The following is a 20,378-nucleotide window of genomic DNA, read 5'->3' on the forward strand; positions in this document are numbered from 1 at the left end:
CCATTCACAGTCACTCTGTGAACGGCCCAATAAAATCTGTTCAGATCATCAAATAGCCTTCTGCAACAACTCCCTCACAGCCGCCGCAATCTCCTCCACGTGCGTCTCCAGCGCAAAGTGTCCCGTATCCAGGAACTGGACAGTCGCATTCGGAATATCACGCTTGTACGCCTCAGCCCCCGGCGGAATGAAAAACGGATCGTTCTTCCCCCAGATCGCCAGCAACGGCGGTTTGGATTTTCTGAAGTACTCCTGAAACTTCGGATACAGCTTCACGTTATTCCGATAGTCCAGAAACAGATCCAGCTGAATATCCGTATTGCCCGCCCGATTCACCAGCGCATAGTCCAGCCAGTACCCCTCAGGCTTCACCGCCTCAGGATTCGGCACCCCATGCACATACTGGAACTTGATCCCTTCGAAGCTGACCGCAGCCTTGCGTACCTCCTCGCGATTCGCAGCCGAAGGATCGTTCCAATAGCGCCGAATCGGAGCCCACGCATCCCCCAGCCCATCTTCATACGCATTCCCGTTCTGCGAAACGATCGCCGTCACTCTCTCCGGATGAGCCATCGCCAGACGAAACCCCGTAGGCGCCCCGTAGTCGAACACATACAACGCATACCGCTTCAAACCAAGCGCATCGGTAAACGCCACCATCGTCTGCGCCAATGCATCGAAGCTGTACTTGTAATGTCTGTTTTTCGGAACCTCAGTAAATCCAAACCCCGGCAGATCCGGTGCGATCACTCGATACTTATCCGCCAGCCGTGGAATCAGCTCGCGATATTGAAACGACGAAGTAGGGAAGCCGTGTAACAGCAGCACCACCGGCGCATCAGCCGGCCCAGCCTCACGATAAAACACACTCACACCATCGGCCTCAACATGATGAACGGTAGTCAGCGGTACCTGCGAACTCTTATCCATAACTTTTTCTCCTCTGGCATCTCTAGCGTCTGCCAACAAACCTTGTGAAAGGGCAGCAGGAGCCGTGACACTGGCCGATGCGAGCATGCTCCCACTACTGGTAATAAAGCTTCGACGATCCATACTGCCTCCGAACGCAATTCAATTCCGATAAATCGCTGAAAAGTGACTTCATGAGTTGCTGATAAGATGTAACCTGTACAAAGAAGTTTCAAAGGTTACATAATTTCAGAGGAGATTCACACTATGCCGAACCCCTCTCAATCCGTTCCACCACTCACGCCCCCTCGCGTGGCAGACCATCTTGCACTCGAACTCCTTAATACGGTCTTCGTACTCAACGGCGAACTCGTAGACTCTCTCCAAAATGACAAGGACGTTCTCCGATGGCTTGCCGACATTGGTTGGCCGGTCAAGGATAATCTTGCGAACTCAAAACCCGACACCTTGCTGCACAGCGCCAGAACCTTACGTGAGGCGATCCGCAAACTCGTCGAAACCAGAAAGGCAGGCAAGCGCGCCGACGTAGCGCACTTCAACGCCTTCCTTGCCGAATCAGAAAGCAATCTCAAACTCTTACCCGGCAAAGGAGGAACGCTGAACCTCGAACGCGAATGGAAACAGCGGACGCCCGAAGAGATTCTCGCCCCCGTAGCCGAGGCCGCAGCTGAACTCCTCGCCACAGGCGACTTCAACCTTGTCCGCCACTGCGAAGACTCCGAATGCGTCCTCTGGTTCTACGACCGAACGCGCTCGCACCATCGCCGCTGGTGCAGCATGGCCACCTGCGGCAACCGCAACAAGGTAGCTGCCTTTCGCCAGCGCCAACAACTCACCAGGTAAACACCACAACACGACCACAAACCACCACCTTCATCTCGCCCGAACCACACAGCTGCTGAGTGCACCCAAACCCCAGCAAATCAAGCTGTCAAGCCCTACATCTATCTAAATACTTGAATCCAAGCAACATCCACGTGGCGTATTAGATAATCTCGCCGAACTATACTTAAGAAGAAGATAAAAAGCATGTTCACCAAATTGCCATGTATTGGCTCTAACTTATTGATTACAAGTATTTTGCTAGCAAGTCATCTGTAATCAATATTTTACCGGAAAGGGTAGCGCCCAAGCTGCACAAAACAAGTAACTTCCCTGCAAAATACCCCAGCGAGGGGAGGGGGTACCCAACCTGCTATCTCGGTCTCGGAATCGTCAGATCCAGATCCGCAGCCGTCATCTGCTTGGTCACCAAAATAATCTGCCCCACATGCTGCTGCACATGTCCCACCACCTGGTAGATCGCCTCCAGCACGCTCACGTCCCGTCCCTGCGGAGTAATCCTCTCCGCCAGTCGCTCCGCCTGCACCGCCGCGATCACACCCTTCGCCTCATCGAACGTCGACCGGAACAGCAAAATCAGCTCCTCCCCACTCATCCCACCATCGGCACTAAACTCCGCATCCCGCACTCGCACATCCGCCGCCCCACCCACTCCATGCATCACCCACTGCCGCGCATTCCCACAAAGATGCAGCACCAGATTTCCCACAGCATTCTCATGCGCCCCCTGTCGCTGCCACACCTGCTCGTAGCTCAGCTTTCGCAAACAAGCCTCAAAGCACTCAGTCATCATGTCGAGTCTGCGACAAGAAACATCAATAAAATCGGCAGCAACAGCATCAAGCGTCGTAGTCATCCCAGCATTCTAACCCGCACCACAGCGCCAGACGTTGACGGGATAGGAGACAGAAGCCCCCAAACTGCGCCCCAACCTTTTGCGGGTTGCCAGTAAACCAGCTGCTGGTTTAAAAGAATGTGGATTTACCTGCGGCGGCGTCAGCGAGATGGTCCCCATAAGGGCAGCCTGCCGCACAAGAATGACCTTGCACTATCCCTTCGTAGAGACTCCGACCCTTCGGAGGAGACTCCGACCACTCGGAGTCTGAGCGCCGCAGGGTTACAGCTCGGCCGCCTTAAATACAACATGTATAGGTACTAATGCTTATTTCGGGTAACGGGCTACGTTGGCCAACTAATTGCCAGTTCAAAGTCGACTTCGATCTATATGAGGGATGAGCTTGATCGACCTGAATGCCCCTGTGACTCCTTAACTTCGTGACTCGGTTTATTAGCAGTGCTCATCTCGGTGCCATCACACCTCGGAAGTTTTAGTGGGGTCTCAGAACGCTGCATCACCGGAGATTCACTCATGTTCAACAAAAAGCCTTTCGGCCTTCTACTGGCAGGCATCACTTTCTTCGCAACCTCAGCTCCCGCCCAAGTTGTCACCGGGCAGCTCGGTTCCCCCAACGCCACCACCACCATCGAAGGCCACCAACTGCCCGCACCTCCCCAAAAATTCGGCGGAGTCATTAAGCCCAGTGCCACCGACTCCAAGCAGTGGTGGGCACCCCGCGTCGTCCCACCCAAAGGCGCACCCAATGTTCTGCTCATCATGACCGACGATCAAGGGTACGGTGTTTCCGGCACCTTCGGCGGCATCATCCCCACTCCCGCTCTCGACCGCATTGCCAACAACGGCCTGCGCTACACGCAATTCAACTCGACGGCTCTCTGCTCCCCAACGCGCGCCGCTCTCATCACCGGTCGTAACCATCACTCCGTTGGCTCTGGCGTCATCGGAGAACTCTCCACCGGCTATCCCGGCTATAACTCCGTCATTGGTCTCGATAACGCCAGCATCGGCACCATTCTCCGCGACAATGGCTACTCCACCTCTTGGTTCGGCAAAAACCACAACACGCCAACCTTCCAGTACAGTGTCGCTGGTCCGTACGACCAATGGCCATCCGGCCTTGGCTTCGAATACTTCTACGGTTTCATGGGTGGAGAAACCGACCAATGGACACCTTACCTCTTCCGCGATCACACCCAGATCACGCCATATGTCGGTCGCAAGGACTACAACCTCACCACCGACCTCGCCGACGAAGCTATCAAGCACATGCGCGACCTGAAAGCTGCCGCTCCTGACAAGCCTTTCTTCCTCTATTACGTCCCCGGCGGCACGCACTCGCCCCACCAGCCCAAGGAAGAGTGGATCGAAAAATTCAAGGGCAAGTTTGACATGGGCTACGAAAAACTCCGTGACCAGATCTTCGCTAACCAGAAACGTCTCGGCGTCATCCCCGCTAACGCCCAGCTCACACCCTGGCCAGATTCCATTCCCCGCTGGGACTCCCTCTCCGCCTTGCAGAAGAAACTCTATGCGCGCCAGGCAGAAGTCTTTGCCGGATACGCCGCATACACCGACTATGAAATCGGCCGCGTCATTCAGGAAGTCCAGGACGAAGGCCAACTCGACAACACCCTCATCATCTACATCTGTGGCGACAACGGCACCAGCCCCGAAGGCACACTCTCCGGCTCCTTCAACCAGCTCACGGCCTACAACGGAATCCTGAAGGCGCCTGAAGCTTTACAGATGTTGCATTACAACGATTGGGGCTCCGATAAGACATACCCACACATGTCTGTTGGCTGGTCATGGGCCTTCGACACCCCCTTCAAGTGGACCAAACAGGTAGCCTCGCACTTCGGCGGAACCAGACAAGGCCTCGCTATCTCCTGGCCCGGTCACATCTCCGATCCGGGCGGCATCCGCACCCAGTTTCATCACGTCATCGACATCGTCCCCACGATCCTCGAGGCCGCAGGGGTCCCTGCACCCACCACCGTCAATGGAATCCCGCAGAAGCCCATCGAAGGCGTCAGCATGAACTACACCTTCGACAAAGCCAACGCCAACGCCCCCTCCACCCGCACCACACAGTACTTCGAAATGGCCGCCAATCGTGCCATCTATCACGACGGCTGGATAGCAGCCACCACTCCCTTCGCTCCGCCGTGGGAACTCGCCACAGGCAAACTCCCCGACGTAACAACCGGCTACGCGTGGGAACTTTACAACATCAATGAGGACTACTCCGAGAATAACAACCTCGCAGCTAAGTTCCCCGACAAGCTGAAAGAGATGCAGGCGCTCTTTCAAACCGAAGCGATGAAGTACAACGTCTTTCCTCTCGACAACACCGCCTTCTCGCGGCTTCTCACGGCACGCCCAAGCGCCGTTGCTGGCCGCACCCTTTTCACCTACACCGGTGAAAACATCGGCATCCCGCTCGCCAACGCACCCAGCATTCTCGACAAGGACTACACCATCACCGCCGATATCGACATCCCTGAAGGGGGCGCTCAAGGCATGATCGCCACTCTCGGCGGTCGCTTCGGCGGCTACGGCCTCTTCCTCAGCCAAAGCAATGACTGGTGGCTCCGCAGCACCGCCATGAAGATCATCATCTGGAGCATCTTCATCCTTGGCCTCCTCCTCTTCCTCTTCACCCGGAACAAGCGGTGGACCGGCTGGAAGCTTAGCTTCAAATACCTCGCCTACCTCATGATCCTCTTCGCTCCGCTCTGGCTCATCGCCGGTCTCTTCACCGGCCTCTTCAGTTTCGGTCGCGGCCGCCCCGTCTTCGTCTACAACCTCCTCGATCTCGAACGCTTCCGCTGGTCCGGTCCTTCTCTTGGAGCAGGCAAACACACCATCTCTTTCGACTTCAAATACGACGGTCCCGGCCCCGGCAAAAGCGGCACGGGCATCCTTTCAGTCGACGGCAAGGAAGTTGATAAGAAGACGATCCCCCATTCCATCCCGCTCATGATGTCGATCGACGAAACATTCGATATCGGAGCCGACACCCGTTCGGCGGTGGACTTCAGCTACGATCTGCCTTTCCATTTCACCGGCACTATCGACAAGTTGACCTACAAACTAGGCCCTGAGCAACTCGAGGCTCCCGACAAGGAAAAGATGAAGGCCGCAATCGCCTCAGCGAGCGACTAACTCAACTCAGTCCAGACAAACTGCGCTGCCCAGGGAGTATCCGGCAGCGCAGTTCATTCCACCGACATCCCGAACCTTCCATGAAAACCAAGACCCTTCTCGTCGCCGCCTCTTCCCTCGAACTCCTCACTGGAGCGGCCCTCTTCGCCGTCCCCAGCCTCGTCGTCAGCTTCCTCTTTTCCGCCACCTTCAACTCCGGTGGAGACGCAGTAGCCCGCGTCGGCGGCTTCGCTCTCTTCTCCCCCGGCGCTGCCTGCTGGCCGATCGGCAAAGGCGACTTCACGCAACGCAGCCGCACCATCTTCGTCTTCAATCTCCTCACTGCCTGCTTCCTCGGCTACCTCAAACTCAAAGGTGACTTCACCAGCATCCTCCTGCTCCCCGCCTGCATCCTCCACGGCGTCCTCGCCCTCCTGCTAGCCCGGCCCGCCTACACTCCGTCATGAAGGAGGGAGACACTCACCAAATTCACACTCGGCGGCCAGTCCGAATCTCACCGACAAGCGTCTGGAGCCACATCTCCAAGCCAACCAAAAATAAATCTCAAAAAAATGGGTATTTCTCTACATGGGTTCGCACGATAACTTTTACCCGGACGTACCCGTGAGTTTTGCCAAAGTTAGCCAATGCCGGGGATGCGGCACTCGGCCCTGTCGAATTTCGCCTGCATAACCTCGCGAAACTGCAAGTTGTCGCGTTATCGAGCTGCAAGACAAAGACGAGATTTGCGGCTGAACCTTTTCGGCATAGAACTCAGTTGTCAGCCAGGATGGTTGGTCTGAAATCGACCATTCCCGTATATTGGCTTGCTTTGCTATCTGCGTCTCGGACCGCTTAGCTTGTGCACTGATGAATGAGAGACGACGCGACCCTCTGTTGCGACTTTTGTAAGCCGCTGCTTCGACTCTTCAACTGAACAGCCTCTGCACTTCTCATTTGCATTGATGATTGGAATACCGCAGTCACTACTAACGTTCTGCAGGGTCATCGGCTTCTTTGAAGCCACAAACGGATTGCCGCCTCGCATCTCGCGCTTGTGGTTTTGTGTCAGACGAGTTGCAGGCGTCCTTCTACCAGCTTTAGTCGTTGAGGCAATCGCCTTCACAGTCCACTCGGCGAGTGGCGCGACTAAGCGCGCCCACATAGAGGTAGTTTCCGCGAGTTGACTCGCCAAGTCAGCCATCAGACGGCAGTTTCCGTTGCGCTCTTCGAAAAACCAGTTTTTTTTAGAGGCTGCTTCAAAATGCGGTCTAAAACATAGGCATCAACATCGGGTCGGATAGCCTCCATCAGATCGCACGCCAGGCTGTCTCGGTTGATCGTATCCATGTGCAAGACTCCCATCTCCGGATCGAGTCCGAGGGCTGCGATAGCCAGACGACACTCCGCCTCCAGCAGTGCATAGAGATAGTTCAAAATTGCGTTGACCGGATTTACTGCGAGTCGCGGAGAACCTGACAGAGCAGAGGCGCGTGAGCCAAAGATCCGCCAATGTTCGGGTATGCGAGGCAGATCCTTGTCGGGGAATTTGCTTGTGACTGCCCGCCAAGCTTTCCAATAGACTTTGGGTGCGCGTAACTCTACTGAGCGGATCTCATCCATGGTTTCGACTTCAGCCAATTCTGACCTGATTTGTTGGAGCGGTGTCGATATCGCTGCGTCTTTGAGGTGTTCGCTCGCGACGCGCTCTTGTCCCGCAAGCTTTCGATCAATCAGCTCTCTGCTAATCCGAAACGCCGCACCCGAGTGATGAGCTAATGCCTGGGCGCGGCGTAAACGGATGTCTGATACTTGTCGCGATGCGCTGAGACGGCACCTCGCGCATCGCGTCCACCACCACTGGATGTACACACTCGGCAGGTTGAGTTCCGGCGGAGATAGCGTGCGCCGCGGCGTTGCGTCACTCTTGGCCACCCACGGAATTGCTATTGCGCATAAAACGACCCTTACGTGAGGGAGCAAGTAGTGCGCAGTGCTAGCAGGGTCGAGGGCGGCGGAGAATACTTTCGAGTAACCAAACTCGCGGAGCAATAGACATCCTCATAATTCAGTTTGAAGATCTGTTTTCTCGTGATTTGCCAGGTTAGGACGAACGAGCCTTCATAGCTGCCCGCCAGCACCGTACTTCAAGCATTGAACGTTCTGATCGAGCCCGCGTTTCGGCCCTATGTTCCATGGGCCAATAGATCGTCGATGTGCTGTGAGGTTATGAGAAACCTTGCTCTTGAGCTTCTCGACTACAGAGGAGCATGTATAAGCCGATAAGTTATTTGTACTTGCGTCCATTCCTCCGATCCCTGGGCCGACGATCACACCCGAGAATGCTCGGGGGGCAGTTTTAGAGCCCTCTGTCTCCTATCCCCGCCAGACGTTGACCTTATCTCCCTCACCTCGTACACTCTTAAGAGGCAGTCGGCGAGCACTCTGTTCGCGACGCAAAGCGCACAACGCTAAGCATTTTGCCCCCTAGTTCAATGGTAGAACAGTCGGCTCTGAACCGATCAATCGGGGTTCGAATCCCTGGGGGGCAACCACGCACTTAAAGCTCCCGCTTAAGGTTCGGCCTTTAGAACTTCGCACCGTCGTATCAAGCGGTTGCGTCCTTCTTGCCAAATTCAGGAACACAGGCCGGGTTCTAGCGGCGATTAAGTGTGGGGAATAATGTGGGTATGTTTTCGGATGTTGGAGACAGGTTCGATGCTTCTAGACCTCTGCCGCGGCACGGCAAAGGTTTTATGGATAATGCTGTATTTATCGAGGTTGAGGGTGCTGGCCAGAACTTAAAATCGAATGGTTTATTGGAGACAGTCATTGATCTTCGAGATCGCAAACGGTGCTTCAGCGGCCAAATCTTGGCCGAGTTCCCGAAAACGCTATTTGCGAAATCGCTATTCCATAAGGCATTGGAAATAGCTCGCTTACATCTTCAGTTAAAGAATGCTCAGACCACGACGACAATAATGTCGGACGGAGACCGGAGGGAAGTGACTGCTACTAATTAACTATAGCTGGCCGAAGTTAATATCCCATCGCAGCGGGGCACCGGGCGAACTGCTGCCTCCAAAGCTAGTCCGCCCATAGTCCGAACGCAGCGCTTCCGGCTTGCCGTTAACGGTGAGGTTCTTGAGGGGACGGAATATCTTTTCTGGCAGAGTAATTTCGACGTGCCAATATCCCGCCGTCATCGGCGCATACCAGCCGGAGTAGCCCGCGGCCGTCTTTTTAAAACCCAGGAGGGGAGTGTTGAACTCGTAGTCGTCGAGAGGTAGATCTGGCTTGAAGCGGATGCCGTCCAGGCGAAACTCGGCACCAAGAAGCTTAACGGATGTGTAAAGGGGCCACGCGTGCGCGTGCATGTTGAGGACAGGAAAGTCCACCCCTGTGCCGCCGGGCTGCGTGGATTGCGACGAGTGATAAGCATCGGGGCCGCTCCAGATGCCGAACCACTTGTCCGGATAGATCTCGGCGTGGCGAGCGAGAGTGTTCTTCTCCCACTCGTCCCAAGCCATCTCTCCGTTCTCCAACGAGAGAGCCCAGATGAGGGTTCCGTTGATCGCGTAGAAGATGCCTCCGTTAGTGCCGGTACCTGGTTCATCTTTCATGGTCGGGTCGGGTTGACTTAGTAACATTGCGCCGATCGGTGAAGGCTTGCGTACCAATTCATCGATTGTCGTCACCAGGGTTGCGATCTTCTCTTCAGGCACGCAGCCGCCGATCAAAGCCCACGGCTGAGGTTCCAGCCACATTTGCTTTTCGCCCATCCATCCGAGTTTTTCGTCGAGCCACGCGCGGCGGTACCACCTGTCATACCACTGGGCGTTTACGGCTTCGCGTTGGTCTTTTGCTTTTGCGCGGGCCAGGGTGGCTTGTTCTTTGCGGTCGATGCTGTCGAGCATCTCCGCATAGTAGTCGAGGACGTAGGTTGCCATAGCAGCGTTCAGAACGCTCTCGCCGATTGGAGTTACTTCTTCTCTCTGCTCTGGCGTGAGATGACTGTATACGATGCTGTCATTCCAATCGCCGTTGAAGAGGCGTTGTAAACCGTGTCGTCCAACGCCAATCTTGGAAGTAAAGTACGTAAAGCAACGGGACAGAAGATCGAGGACCGTGGGGTCGTCGGGTCTGGCATCATGGCGAGGGTACAGCGGAATACGCTCCTGGAGAAATTCCCGGTCGTGGGTTGCGAGCACGTATTCGCTGGCGACCCAGAGCACCCAGAGCTGCAGGTCGCTGGGTTGATAGACGCACGGCATCGGGACACCATAACCGACGATCGCGTAAGGAATCGAGCCGTCGGATTGGATCTCCTTGAGGGTGTAGCGGAGAACCGATCGGACAATATGAGGATCGGTGAAGATGAAGGGCAGCACGTGTTGAAGCGGATCGCGAGCGGCGCCCTGCAGGCCCGCGAGATACTGGTAGCTCGCCCCCTGAGAAAGAATGTGTTCACGAAAGAAGCTGTCGTAGGTAAGGCCGCTACGCAGGTAGTAGCTGCTCCATAGAGCTTCGCGTTCAACCCACAGGTGAGCTGGCGTGCGAAAGATGGGAGCAATCGACTTCCATTTAGCACAGGATCGCGACCAATGTGATTCTGGCTCAATGCTGTACTTGGCGATGAGTTCATCCGCGGAGAAGCCCTCAGGAAGATAGCCATAGAGGAAACTTAGGGTCCGGCTCTCGCCGGGTTTCAAGACGAGTTTTCGCTCCAGCAAGAATGCGCTTTCGGGTCCCTCCGCGCTCATGTCGTTGTCCAGGGATGCCGTCATTCCAGGCGGATGCTCGATGCTGCCGCCGAAGAACTGTTTCCCGCTGGTCGCAACGTTGTCGGCCGGCGCATCAAGTGTAACCAGAAAGGTGGCCGGTGGCGAGAGATCTTCCATTGCGGCGCCGGCAGCTAGAGGAGCGGTCGGCCCGCCGAAGAACCCGGTCGGTTTCGCACGGAGAGATTCCTGCGTCTGTTGCCAGGCAAGCTGCTCTTCAGGGGTTCGTCCGAGGAAGGTCTGCGTTTCAAGAAGCCCTTTGCCGCCAGGTAGCTTGCGGAAGCGATGAGAGAAGCGAGCGGCGAAGTCGCGACGGCGCTTGACGGCTGTTGGAGGCGATGGGAGAACGCCGGACTCCATGAGTGAGCGCCAAGAGAACTGGTAGTTTTGGCAGCCCCAATACTCCACCCAGCGAGGCCTGACTGTTTGAGCGGATTGGTTCGTGATGGTGACTTGAGAGATGAGGACTGGGTCATCGCCATAGGGGGCAAAGACGATCTGATCGACAACGTACCTGTGAGCCGCAACGCGCTTCTGCAGGTAGCCCATGCCGAAGACGCGATCGAAGGTTGTGGCGGCGCCAGTGTAGTACGTGCTGAGAACGAAGCCATTATCGTCTGCCAGGAAGCCGATTCCAGCTCCATAGCGATCTTCCTCCGGGCAGAAGTCGTTGAGGAACTTTGGGCTGCCTTCATCCTGACGAACCTGCACATGGCCGTAGTTGGAGGCGATGGCAACGAGACGGTCGTTGCCTACCTGATGCATATGGTCGGTGGGCGAGCGCCAAACCTTGTCGACAGGCAAGACTGCGAGCGGGTCAGTGAGTTGATTGCAGGTATATCGGTATGCGGGGAGGCCGTGGGCATCGCTTTGCCAACGGCCAAAGTGTCCCGAGCCATAGGCCTCAGTTGCGGTCTGCTGCGGATCCTGCCTGGTCGGCGAAGCGTGCGGTGCTGCCTGCGCTGCAAGAGTTCGCGGAGTGAGAGTGTTGGCCAGACCCAGGCCTGCTAACTCAAGGAAGGTTCGGCGTTTCATCCGGGAGATCCTTTCTGCGGTGTGCGGAATTCTTGCGGCGTGATGCGCTACTGGGTTACGGGCAGAGCGTCGCTGAGCGAGGGAGGTGCGTCTTCAGGAGCTGCACCCCAGTGTCGATCGGGAGCAGTGCCAAGGTCGAAGTGCAACGTGCCGCCGTCCGTGATGTTGTGAAAAGCGATCCAGTTTTGGGAGTGTTTGAGACCATTCAGCGTGACGTTCTGAATGTATGGCGTCGTGTCAGGATGTTCACTGGTTGTGATGGTGAAGGTCGTTCCCGGATAGGGTGAATGCAGATGCACTACGGCCTTCGAAAAGACCGGGCTTACCAGCTGATAGGCGAGGCTTGTCGGGTCCACGCTGTAGATGCCCAACATACTGAGCACAGCCCATGACGACATGGCTCCGCAATCGTCGTTGCCGGGGACGCCGTCAGGAGCGTCCGTGTAGTTTTCCTTCAGGACTCGCCGAACCACCTCTTGCGACTTCCACGGCTGGCCGGAAAAATTGAAGACGAACGGCGCCTGAATGTCGGTTTCGTTGTAGGGGTTGTAATACTGCCCATACCATCCAGGCGAGGAATAGTTGAAGAATTCCGTCATGGCTGCGTTGAATCGTTCTTGTCCGAATGCCTTCACCAACCAGCCGAGGTCGGCAGGAGCGAACGACCGGTAGTGCCAGCCGGTGCCTTCGACGAATCCGTGACTATCCTGCGCGGGATTGAATCCTTGCACCCAGGTACCATCGGCATTGCGTGGGCGGAAGAACTTGTCTTCGAGATCGAAGAGGTTGCGATAATTTAGCGCGCGGTCGTACAGGCGCTGGGCGTCTGTAGTTTTTCCGAGCGCGGCCGCGAGACGAAATAGAGACGCGTAGGCGAGTGAGTATTCCTGGGTCATCGCAACCGAGCCGTACGTCACCTTGTCGGCAGGAAGATAGTGGAGCTTGTTGATCCAGTCGATGCCTTCTTCTCCGACGTAGGGATGGCCGGGCGGAGGAGCCTCGGTGGCATCCTTCAACATGGCTTCCCAGGCAGTATGGATGTCGAAGCCGTGAAGTCCGTCAAGGTACGTCGTTGTGAGCGCGATGGAGAGCGGGCTGCCAACCATATCTTCTGTGTAGAGATTGATCTGCGGCCAGCGATCGATCCAGCCACCTTGCAGGTACATCAAGACGACAGACTGCGCCATGTCTTGCAGGCGCTGCGGCTCAATCATGGCAAGCAGAGGAATCTCACTGCGATAGATGTCCCAACCGGAAAAATTCGTGTAGACATGGTGACCGGGAGGGACCATATGGATCTTTCCGTCGAAGCCGAGGTAGCGGCCATCGGCGTCGTCGAAGAGCGAGGGCATGAGCAGGCTGTGATAGAGCGCGGTATAGAAGACCGTGCGATCTTTTGCGGAGCTGCCTGAGACTTCAATGTTGCTTAGCTCCTTGTTCCATGCACTCGTGGCGGCCTGACGGATGCTGGTGAAGTCGCCCTCGGGAGCTTCTGACTGCAGATTCTTATCCGCGCCTGCGATATCGACATACGAAATGCCGACCCTGGCCGTAACTGCCTGCGCATGATCTTCCGGCGCCCACGTTGCGTAGGCGCCGGTTGATTGCTCGTGGCTGGTCTGCTCGGCTGAGCGTGTTCCTGGCGCGACAGTGCCACCGCGGTCCTGGTCGTCGACCCACTTACCGAACCAGGTGCCGAAGGAAGTGAACGGCCTGTCGAACACCATCACAAAGTACACCTTGTAGGTCGGTGTCCTGTTGCAGAAGAGGTGGTTCTCGACAAAGCCTTCGATGCGGCGGTCGCCGACGACGCGGATGGACGCTGCAGCCGTGTTGTTCAGCGTATGGCTGATGGGCACCAGGATGTTGGCGACCTGGTGAGCTGGGAAGGTGAATCGCGCAATGCCGGTTCGTTCCGTAGCACTGAGCTCGGCGTGGATGCCCCATTGCAGAAGCTGGACCTGGTAGTAGCCGGGGGACGCGCTCTCTGAGCTGTGCGAGTAAGGTGTTTGATAGTCCGAGACCTGTGTGACGATAGGGCCGGTGGTCGCGGTAAAGAATACATCGCCCTGGTTTGCGCATCCGACCCCGCTCATGTGGGTCATGCTGAAGCCTTTGATCCAACTTTGAACGGTGTGATAGCCATACCCATGATCTTCGGTATCTGGGCTGAGCTGAACCATGCCGAACGGTCTGACGGATCCGGGGTAGAGGTTGGCGCCATTGTCCGGATCGCCGCCAGTGCCGATCAGGGGATGGACGCTGTCTACAGGCGGCGCGGCCGAAGGCGCGTCTTGCGCACGCGACGTGTCCATCCATAGTGTTAACAGTAAGACAAGGAGTGCCCCGGCCGCGCACGACCAAATTTTCGTCCTTCTTCGCATTCGGACCTTTCTGCTGCGTAGAAAGCTAACGTTCCTCGATTCGGTTCCAACATCGAAGGAGACCGCATCATCACGAAAAGGCGGTGTCGTTGAATGCGCCGTCAAAACCCAACTTCTGCAAGCGCAACGGGTCTCCTTTCGCGTGCCGACTGGATAGCAGCAAACGCAACAAGCGTCGCCAGCACAGCGGCGTCGACGCCGCAGACTTCGGGGCCAATGCCCAGCATCTGATCGACGAACCGCTCCAGCGCGTGGGCATGTCCCTTGTCGGGCTCAGCTGTGAACTGGAGGACAGGATCGTTATGTGCCACTGCCTCTTCGCATGCGACACGCTTCTTGGCAAGCCAACCCGGGACGCCGCCCTCTACACCGATCTGCGGATGACGGTCGTGCACCACGGGGTAGGTTGTTCTTGCTGCAGCACCTCCGATTCCAACCGTGCGCACTTCCAGCATTTGATCGACGGCGAGATAGGCCCCATTCCCCATGAACTCATAAAGCTCTTTGCAATAGCCCATAGTGCCGTTGTTGCCGAGTACGATCGTTGCCAGCGCGCCACTCTGATAGCGGACGATGACGGCGAGGTTAAGCATTCCCGTTGCGACAGCGGTTACCTCCGCGGGCTCTTCCGCAAGGAACCAATTACAGACGTCGGTGAAGTGCGTCATCTCGAAGAGCATGGGACCGTGAGGTGCCTGCGACTTGTCGAAGACCCAACCTTTCCAGCTGTACCAGTCATCGTTGATGCGTACGGAAACGGAGGGAACCCCATCGTCCGGAAGAGCCGGAAGATGGTCGCCTTCGCGCCGCCAGCGCCAGGGGCACGGTTGCGGATGGGTCATGTGCTGGCGGAAAATTTGTTGTGCATCGAGCATTGCGGGGCTGGCGCGGCGATTGTGGCCAACGCAAAACGGTATGCCCGCACTGATCACCACGCGCTGAATCTCGCGCATCTCTTCGAGGGTTGTCGCCAGTGGCTTCTCGACGTAGACAGCCTTACCGGCCTTCGCGGCGAGAGCGATCACGGGGAGCCGAAGCTTTTCCGTGGTCGCGAGGCAGATCATGTCAACCTCAGGATCGTTGATAGATCCTTCGAAGTCTTTGCGAATATGCAACGCGCCAAAGACGTCCCGGCACTCAGCAAGGATGGCGTCATCGAGATCGACGCAGGTATGTAAAACCATTCTCGGAGATTGAACGATGTTAGGGATATGTTGCGCGCGAGCAACAGAGCCGCAACCGATGACGGCAACGTGCAGAGGTCGATTTTCAGCGAGGCTGGTCACGATGAGTGTGCTGTTCCTTCAGAGAATATTTTTGGCAGAGGAGCGTGTAGCCATTTCAGGGTCAAGCTGAGCAAAGTAGTCTCGGCGCGAGATAAGACCAAACTCTCGCATAATTTCGCCGATGGAAAGGTCGACCGAGCGCGACTCCACAAAGAAAAGGCAATTCGACTGATCGAAACGAACGCGGACTTTGGGGCCGTAATGCCGCTGCAGAGCCAGAATTTTTTCCCCATTGAAGTCCGCGAAGAGGCTTACCGCATCGAAGTTGATCTTTGCCTGCTGCATCGGCGAACCCAAGCTGGCGCGCAACGTCTCCGAGCGGAAGCCGCCCGCCGCGAGCTCCTTGCCATCACGATCGAGGATGCGACTCCAGGGCGAATAGGCAAGCACGAACGGAACACCATACAGAACTGCGCAAGAATCCAAGAACGCTCCTGCCGGTGTCATGCTGGGGATGACAAAGAGATCCGCTCCAGCCTCCATCTGCGGATCGAAGACGCTGTTGGGGAAGTAGACATCAATGCAGATGCCTCCGCCCAACGTAAGACCCTCCCAACGAAGCGGCGTATTGTGCGCGGGCTGAACGCCGGCCAGGCGCTCGCCCGTGGCGGGAACCTGCTTCTGATAGAAGCCGAGCTCAGATCCATCACGTGAAAGCAAATAAAATCGGTTGGCAAGACTTGCCCCATCGCGCACCAACAGTGGAAGCACAAGCGATATCCGATGTTTAGCCGCGGCTTCGCGGAGAATGGCTGTCTCAGTTCGCCAGTCCTCGAGAGCGAAATGTTCAGGAGGAGCGTCGTGTGCAGATCGATGCAGCAGGTTGACCGTCTCAGGCAGCACGGCCAAGTCCGCCCCCTGTACGGATGCGGCTTCAACCCAGTGGGCGGCCTCGCGAAGCACTGCCTGCAAATCGGCGAAGCCCTGGTCGCTGAGCGCGATTGTCGCAATCGTCTTCTCGTTCATGGCACCTACTCGGTCTGCTGGTTGCAATCGCGCTCGCAGTACGATTGAAAGTTATCAACGACAGGATCTGCGAGATGACCCCGAATCGCTAGGACAACCAACGGTCCAGGTGCTCTGCGACGAATTGATCGTCATTCAACAAAGGATACGCTGCATAGACTCGATCGATCTCCTCCAACTGCCCCGACGAGAGCGACTCGTGGGGATCAAGACAAGCGCGGTTAGCGAGGAGCCCCTGTCTGCGCAGAACTTCATGAATGCCGGGGATGCAGCCGCGAAACTCATGTCGGGCATCAAAAATGGCGGCGTTGGCGTCGGTAATCTCAGCACCTCGTGCCAGCACAGTGTCGAGCCGCGCGCGGTTGCGCTTCACTTCCTGAACAGTCTGCAGCAGTTCGACGGCTCGGCTCGTCCACACGGCCCATTGACCTAGCAAGCCTCCGACAAAGTGGGCAGTGCGATCGCCAAAGCGAAATTCGGTAAGGAGGTCGGCAACAATGTTGTCATCGTTCCCGGTGTAGAGGGCGATCTCGTCGCCGCGACCGCTGTGTGCGACCGTGCGCAGAACTTCCATTGTTTGATACCGGTCGAAAGAGGCCACCTTGATGGCGACGACGGATTCAATCTCTACAAACTTTTCCCAGAACGCAGCATTCAGCGGACGCCCGCCAACAGCCGGCTGCAAGTAGAAACCGATGATGGGGACATTGTCGCCAACAGCCCGGCAATGCTCGATCAGTTCCGCATTGGAAGCATCAGCGAGAGCGGCTAAGCTCAGCAGGCCGCCGTCGTAACCAAGTTTGCGGATCGTGGCAGCTTCGGCGCATGCTTGGCGCGTGTCGCCACAGATCCCGCCAATCTTGGCGAGTCGCTTGCCCGTGCGGTGTTCGAAGGCGCGCACTTCCTCCATTGCAAGTTCGAGCACCGGTTCGAAGAGTCCGACGTTGCTGTCTCGAATCCCAAACTGCGTTGTGTGAACCCCAACGGCTACGCCACCGCTGCCTGCTTCGCAGTAGTAACGAGTCAGCGCGTTCTGGCGTCGCTCATCGAGACGGAGATCCTCTGTCAAAGCCAGAGGGTGTGCGGGGATCACTAGACCCTGCTGCAGGAGAGCGCGAAATTCCTGGGTGCTATCCGACATCAGAACTTTCCATCCGTAACTTGAAACTTGGTTGCTTTATTCAAGGTCGTGCCTCCGGACTCCACCCAGATGGCGACCGCCTCGATGAGTTGATCCGCGGTCACTTCGGGATATCCCAGTGCGGCATGACAGGCGCTTGCGTTGTTGAGCAGCGCGACCCCCAACGACTCGCCGCTGAAGAACGCCTCGCGATCGAAGCGTTTTGCGAAAAACTCCGCTACTCGACGAACCTGGATTGTTTCAGGTCCGGTCACGTTGAGACTGCGTGCCGGTGAAGTACAAAGCTCCAGTGAACGCATTGCGTACGAGTTCGCATCGCCCTGCCAAAGCACGTTCACCGCGGGCACAGAGAGATTCACCGGTTTACCCGCGTAGACCTGCTGCGCGATGTCGACCAGCACGCCGTATCGCAGATCGATTGCATAATTGAGCCGGAAGAGGAGACAAGGCGTCTGATACTGTTTGGAGTAATACTCGAATACACGCTCGCGGCCAAGACACGACTGAGCGTATTCCCCTCGCGGGGCCGGCGCATCGGTTTCCACGCAGCCGCCTTGCTCCGGGGTGACGAATGGATAAACGTTCCCGGTCGAGAACACGACAATGCGCGAATCGCGGTACTGCTCCGCCACGTGCGCTGGAACGATGGTGTTCATAGCCCACGTAAGCTCAGGATCACCAGCGGAGCCGAACTTTCGGCCAGCCAGAAACAGCACATTCGGCACGCGCGGAAGTGCTTGAACTTTGGCGGTGTCGAGGAAGTCGCAGTTAAGGGTCTCTACGCCCGCATCGCGAAGTTCAGCGACGGCACTGGCAGACTGGAAGCGCGAGGCAGCCAGAACACGCGCGTTGCTGCCTGCTTCACGCAGGGCCAAATGGAGACGCTTGGCCAGAGTGGGGCCCATCTTTCCGCCAGCCCCCAAAACGATCGTGTCTCCCTCGATCCGTCGCGCAAACGCGATGTCGGCGGCATTCGGCTGTGTCAGCGATCGATCGAGTTCTGGCTCCGATTTAGGCGAAATCATCGGTAGGGAATACTCCACATGAGGTTTTGGGACAAAATTCTCTCACCTCTGCGTTGGTTGAGATACGGTTGATAGTTTCGAAATGCGAACACCGTGTTTGAATAACGGATAAAGAGTATTAGGCGGCTGTCTGCCTGTCAAGCACTCGGAGCATTCAGCGACGCAGCCACACCGCTGCCTGCGCCGCTTGTTGATAGGGCACGCTCCAGTACTCAAGGGTGTTCCACTCAATGGCCGTCGACTCTTCCAGATAGGGTGTATCGTCCGGCCGTCCGATGAAACCGACAACCATAGCTTCGGGCAATTGGGGTACGCGGAACGAATATCCTACGGGTTGACGATAGCCAATCCCCGTAAAGAGTGAATGGTTGCACATGTTGTGTCCTAGGCACCAGTGCAGCAGTCGTTCGGCCGCCGGACGCCATTGTGGTCGGTCGAGCAGCACAGCCCCCCGCGCCAGCAGGTGAGCGTGCGCCATCAGCACGGAACTTGTTCCGTGCACGATGCCCTGCGCGTTGAATGGGTGCATGAACGTGCGGATCCCATAACCCGCTCCGGCATCGCGAAAGAGCTGGCGCTCGGGATGTGGAGGATTCGGATAGACGCCGTAGGGAGTCAGCGAAAATGGATTGCTGGTGCTGTCGGCAAGCAGATAGCGTTCCACGTATTCAATCACTGCTGTACGTGCCTGCTCCGCGAGCGCATCGGAATCAAATCTCGAACGCAACTCCCAGAGCCGCAGCAGTGCGAAGGCTGGATCGGCGGCGAAGGCGATCGACCGGAAAGCATCTTTGGCTGTTTCCTCTTCGAGGAAGAAGCCGGCAAGTCCGTCTCTGTGCATCACCTGCCGGTCGAGCAGCCGTTGCGCAACCGCGAGTAGTGGGCCAGAATCATCAGCAGCTTCGTGAAGAATCCGCATCTCCAGCCGAGCACGCAATTCTGCTGCGAGGAACAAGGTGCGTCCATCGTGTCCGCGCCGAGTGCCGTAGTCGGCGGCGCGCTTTGCCATGGCGGCGCACTCCCGTGCTTCGTTAGCCGGCAGATGCAGGGCCGCCCGCGCCTGCATCTGCACGAAGCTCCACTGCACAAGCGGGTTGTAAGTCGTGCGGATCGTGCGCTCATCGCCGGAGCGTGCGATGTTGTCGGTCCATCGGTTATCGCTGGCGTCGCCAAAGCAGCCCGGATGATTCTCAAACCACCAATCGTGTTCGTAACTGAGCTTACTTCCTGCAGGAGCGCGTCCACCTGCTACGTCTTCGTGAACTTGTCCAGAGGCTGCAATCATGTGATGAAAGAAGCGATTGCCCCAGCGTAGCTCCTCCAGCAGCGCGTCCGATGCATAGCCTCCCCGCCGAAGATCTTCTTCGCAGTGTTCGCGGATGCTCAAGAGAGCTTCGATGTGCGGCAGCGTGAAAGCAAGCCATTTGCGAAAATCCCCTGCATCGTGCCAGCCGCCGGTCGCATCATGCGGTGAGCCATCAACATCCAGAATCCCGTCATCGAGATGACATGCGGCATGCACGCCAAAGATCGCGCAGCCACATCGCTGTGCTTTCAGGAACGTAAGATAGCCAAGGATGATGCGATCGTATAAGCGCTCGCGAATGGCAAACGGTGGAGAGATCTGGCTGTCAGTTTCAATCTGGTAGCTGCCTGGCGTGGTGAAGTTGCTGAAGTCTGCCTGCCATAACCTGCCCCAGCGAGTGTCTGTGCGACGCAATTCGCCCTTGTAGAACACAGCGCTGGAGGGAACTGGCTCGAGCCGTCCCTTCATCAGGTCGTAGGGTGCAGGGAAGCGCTCGGAAAAGCCCGTCAGACGTGGAGTTTGGCGAGGCAGGCGGAGACAATTCTGGCGAAGAAAAAAAGGCAGCGTGTCCGGGAGATCCTCGGCGCCCTCTGCAAGCAGCGTGAGGGTCTTGGGGCTATTGGGCAGGTACCCGAGATGACTTAAACTGAGTCGCATGCTCACCACTATGCATGA

Annotated in this window: 13 protein-coding genes and 1 tRNA gene; 4 read left to right on the top strand and 10 right to left on the bottom strand. The window is 56.9% G+C overall.

Translation table 11 applies throughout. From position 1 onward, the window contains the following. Positions 1-48 precede the first annotated feature (48 nt). Positions 49-930 (bottom strand): alpha/beta fold hydrolase, encoded by an 882-nt coding sequence (locus HDF14_RS20315; RefSeq protein ID WP_260698446.1) that lies wholly within the window; start codon positions 928-930, stop codon positions 49-51. 246 nt (positions 931-1,176) lie between these two features. Between HDF14_RS20315 and HDF14_RS20320 the strand changes: the two genes are divergently transcribed. Continuing rightward, positions 1,177-1,773 carry a CGNR zinc finger domain-containing protein gene (locus HDF14_RS20320; protein WP_183980334.1) on the top strand — a complete coding sequence of 199 codons (597 nt, stop codon included), beginning with the start codon at positions 1,177-1,179 and terminating at the stop codon, positions 1,771-1,773. Positions 1,774-2,125: 352 nt separating this feature from the next. On the opposite strand, the gene HDF14_RS20325 is transcribed toward HDF14_RS20320, so the two are convergent. Continuing rightward, a complete protein-coding gene (locus HDF14_RS20325) occupies positions 2,126-2,629 on the bottom strand; it encodes a DUF1572 family protein (RefSeq protein ID WP_183980336.1) in 504 nt (167 codons plus the stop codon). 513 nt (positions 2,630-3,142) lie between these two features. Here HDF14_RS20325 and HDF14_RS20330 point away from each other — a divergent pair. Both HDF14_RS20330 and HDF14_RS20335 read left to right on the top strand, forming a co-directional pair. Continuing rightward, a complete protein-coding gene (locus HDF14_RS20330) occupies positions 3,143-5,800 on the top strand; it encodes an arylsulfatase (protein ID WP_183980338.1) in 2,658 nt (885 codons plus the stop codon). Positions 5,801-5,880: 80 nt separating this feature from the next. Beyond that, entirely contained in the window at positions 5,881-6,246 is a 366-nt protein-coding gene (locus tag HDF14_RS20335; RefSeq protein ID WP_183980340.1) for a hypothetical protein, read from the top strand. Between the two features lie 736 nt (positions 6,247-6,982). On the opposite strand, the gene cas1 is transcribed toward HDF14_RS20335, so the two are convergent. Next, complete coding sequence (gene cas1, locus HDF14_RS20340) at positions 6,983-7,714, bottom strand: CRISPR-associated endonuclease Cas1 (RefSeq protein WP_183980342.1); 732 nt, start codon at positions 7,712-7,714, stop codon at positions 6,983-6,985. A 546-nt stretch (positions 7,715-8,260) separates the two neighbouring features. Between cas1 and HDF14_RS20345 the strand changes: the two genes are divergently transcribed. Continuing rightward, positions 8,261-8,334: transfer RNA gene (locus HDF14_RS20345), tRNA-Gln, on the top strand. A gap of 468 nt (positions 8,335-8,802) precedes the next feature. Here HDF14_RS20345 and HDF14_RS20350 read toward each other — a convergent pair. From HDF14_RS20350 to HDF14_RS20380, 7 genes are all read right to left on the bottom strand, one after another. Beyond that, positions 8,803-11,595, bottom strand: coding sequence for a GH36-type glycosyl hydrolase domain-containing protein (locus tag HDF14_RS20350; protein ID WP_183980344.1), 2,793 nt, complete (start codon positions 11,593-11,595; stop codon positions 8,803-8,805). A gap of 47 nt (positions 11,596-11,642) precedes the next feature. Continuing rightward, entirely contained in the window at positions 11,643-13,979 is a 2,337-nt protein-coding gene (locus tag HDF14_RS20355; protein ID WP_260698447.1) for a GH92 family glycosyl hydrolase, read from the bottom strand. A 101-nt stretch (positions 13,980-14,080) separates the two neighbouring features. Further along, on the bottom strand, positions 14,081-15,265 hold the full coding sequence (locus HDF14_RS20360; RefSeq protein ID WP_183980348.1) for a Gfo/Idh/MocA family oxidoreductase: 1,185 nt from the start codon (positions 15,263-15,265) through the stop codon (positions 14,081-14,083). An 18-nt stretch (positions 15,266-15,283) separates the two neighbouring features. Then, a complete protein-coding gene (locus HDF14_RS20365; protein ID WP_183980350.1) occupies positions 15,284-16,231 on the bottom strand; it encodes a carbon-nitrogen hydrolase family protein in 948 nt (315 codons plus the stop codon). Between the two features lie 88 nt (positions 16,232-16,319). Beyond that, positions 16,320-17,372, bottom strand: a complete 1,053-nt coding sequence (locus tag HDF14_RS20370; RefSeq protein WP_183980352.1) for a dihydrodipicolinate synthase family protein — start codon at positions 17,370-17,372, stop codon at positions 16,320-16,322. After that, the gene (locus tag HDF14_RS20375; RefSeq protein WP_183980354.1) at positions 17,372-18,397 is read right to left on the bottom strand and encodes an NAD-dependent epimerase/dehydratase family protein; all 1,026 of its coding nucleotides are present in this window, start codon (positions 18,395-18,397) and stop codon (positions 17,372-17,374) included. Before HDF14_RS20375 ends, HDF14_RS20370 begins: the two co-directional genes overlap by 1 nt. 154 nt (positions 18,398-18,551) lie before the next feature. Then, entirely contained in the window at positions 18,552-20,360 is a 1,809-nt protein-coding gene (locus HDF14_RS20380) for a glycoside hydrolase family 9 protein (RefSeq protein WP_183980356.1), read from the bottom strand. Positions 20,361-20,378 lie beyond the last annotated feature (18 nt).

Source organism: Tunturiibacter gelidiferens (genome assembly GCF_014201335.1).
Taxonomy (GTDB): Bacteria; Acidobacteriota; Terriglobia; order Terriglobales; family Acidobacteriaceae; genus Edaphobacter; species Edaphobacter lichenicola_E.

Coding starts and splice junctions, on each gene's coding strand:
- HDF14_RS20315 (WP_260698446.1), bottom strand. CDS start 930: ATGGATAAGAGTTCGCAGGTACCGCTGACTACCGTTCATCATGTTGAG.
- HDF14_RS20320 (WP_183980334.1), top strand. CDS start 1,177: ATGCCGAACCCCTCTCAATCCGTTCCACCACTCACGCCCCCTCGCGTG.
- HDF14_RS20325 (WP_183980336.1), bottom strand. CDS start 2,629: ATGACTACGACGCTTGATGCTGTTGCTGCCGATTTTATTGATGTTTCT.
- HDF14_RS20330 (WP_183980338.1), top strand. CDS start 3,143: ATGTTCAACAAAAAGCCTTTCGGCCTTCTACTGGCAGGCATCACTTTC.
- HDF14_RS20335 (WP_183980340.1), top strand. CDS start 5,881: ATGAAAACCAAGACCCTTCTCGTCGCCGCCTCTTCCCTCGAACTCCTC.
- HDF14_RS20350 (WP_183980344.1), bottom strand. CDS start 11,595: ATGAAACGCCGAACCTTCCTTGAGTTAGCAGGCCTGGGTCTGGCCAAC.
- HDF14_RS20355 (WP_260698447.1), bottom strand. CDS start 13,979: ATGCGAAGAAGGACGAAAATTTGGTCGTGCGCGGCCGGGGCACTCCTT.
- HDF14_RS20365 (WP_183980350.1), bottom strand. CDS start 16,231: ATGAACGAGAAGACGATTGCGACAATCGCGCTCAGCGACCAGGGCTTC.
- HDF14_RS20370 (WP_183980352.1), bottom strand. CDS start 17,372: ATGTCGGATAGCACCCAGGAATTTCGCGCTCTCCTGCAGCAGGGTCTA.
- HDF14_RS20375 (WP_183980354.1), bottom strand. CDS start 18,397: ATGATTTCGCCTAAATCGGAGCCAGAACTCGATCGATCGCTGACACAG.
- HDF14_RS20380 (WP_183980356.1), bottom strand. CDS start 20,360: ATGCGACTCAGTTTAAGTCATCTCGGGTACCTGCCCAATAGCCCCAAG.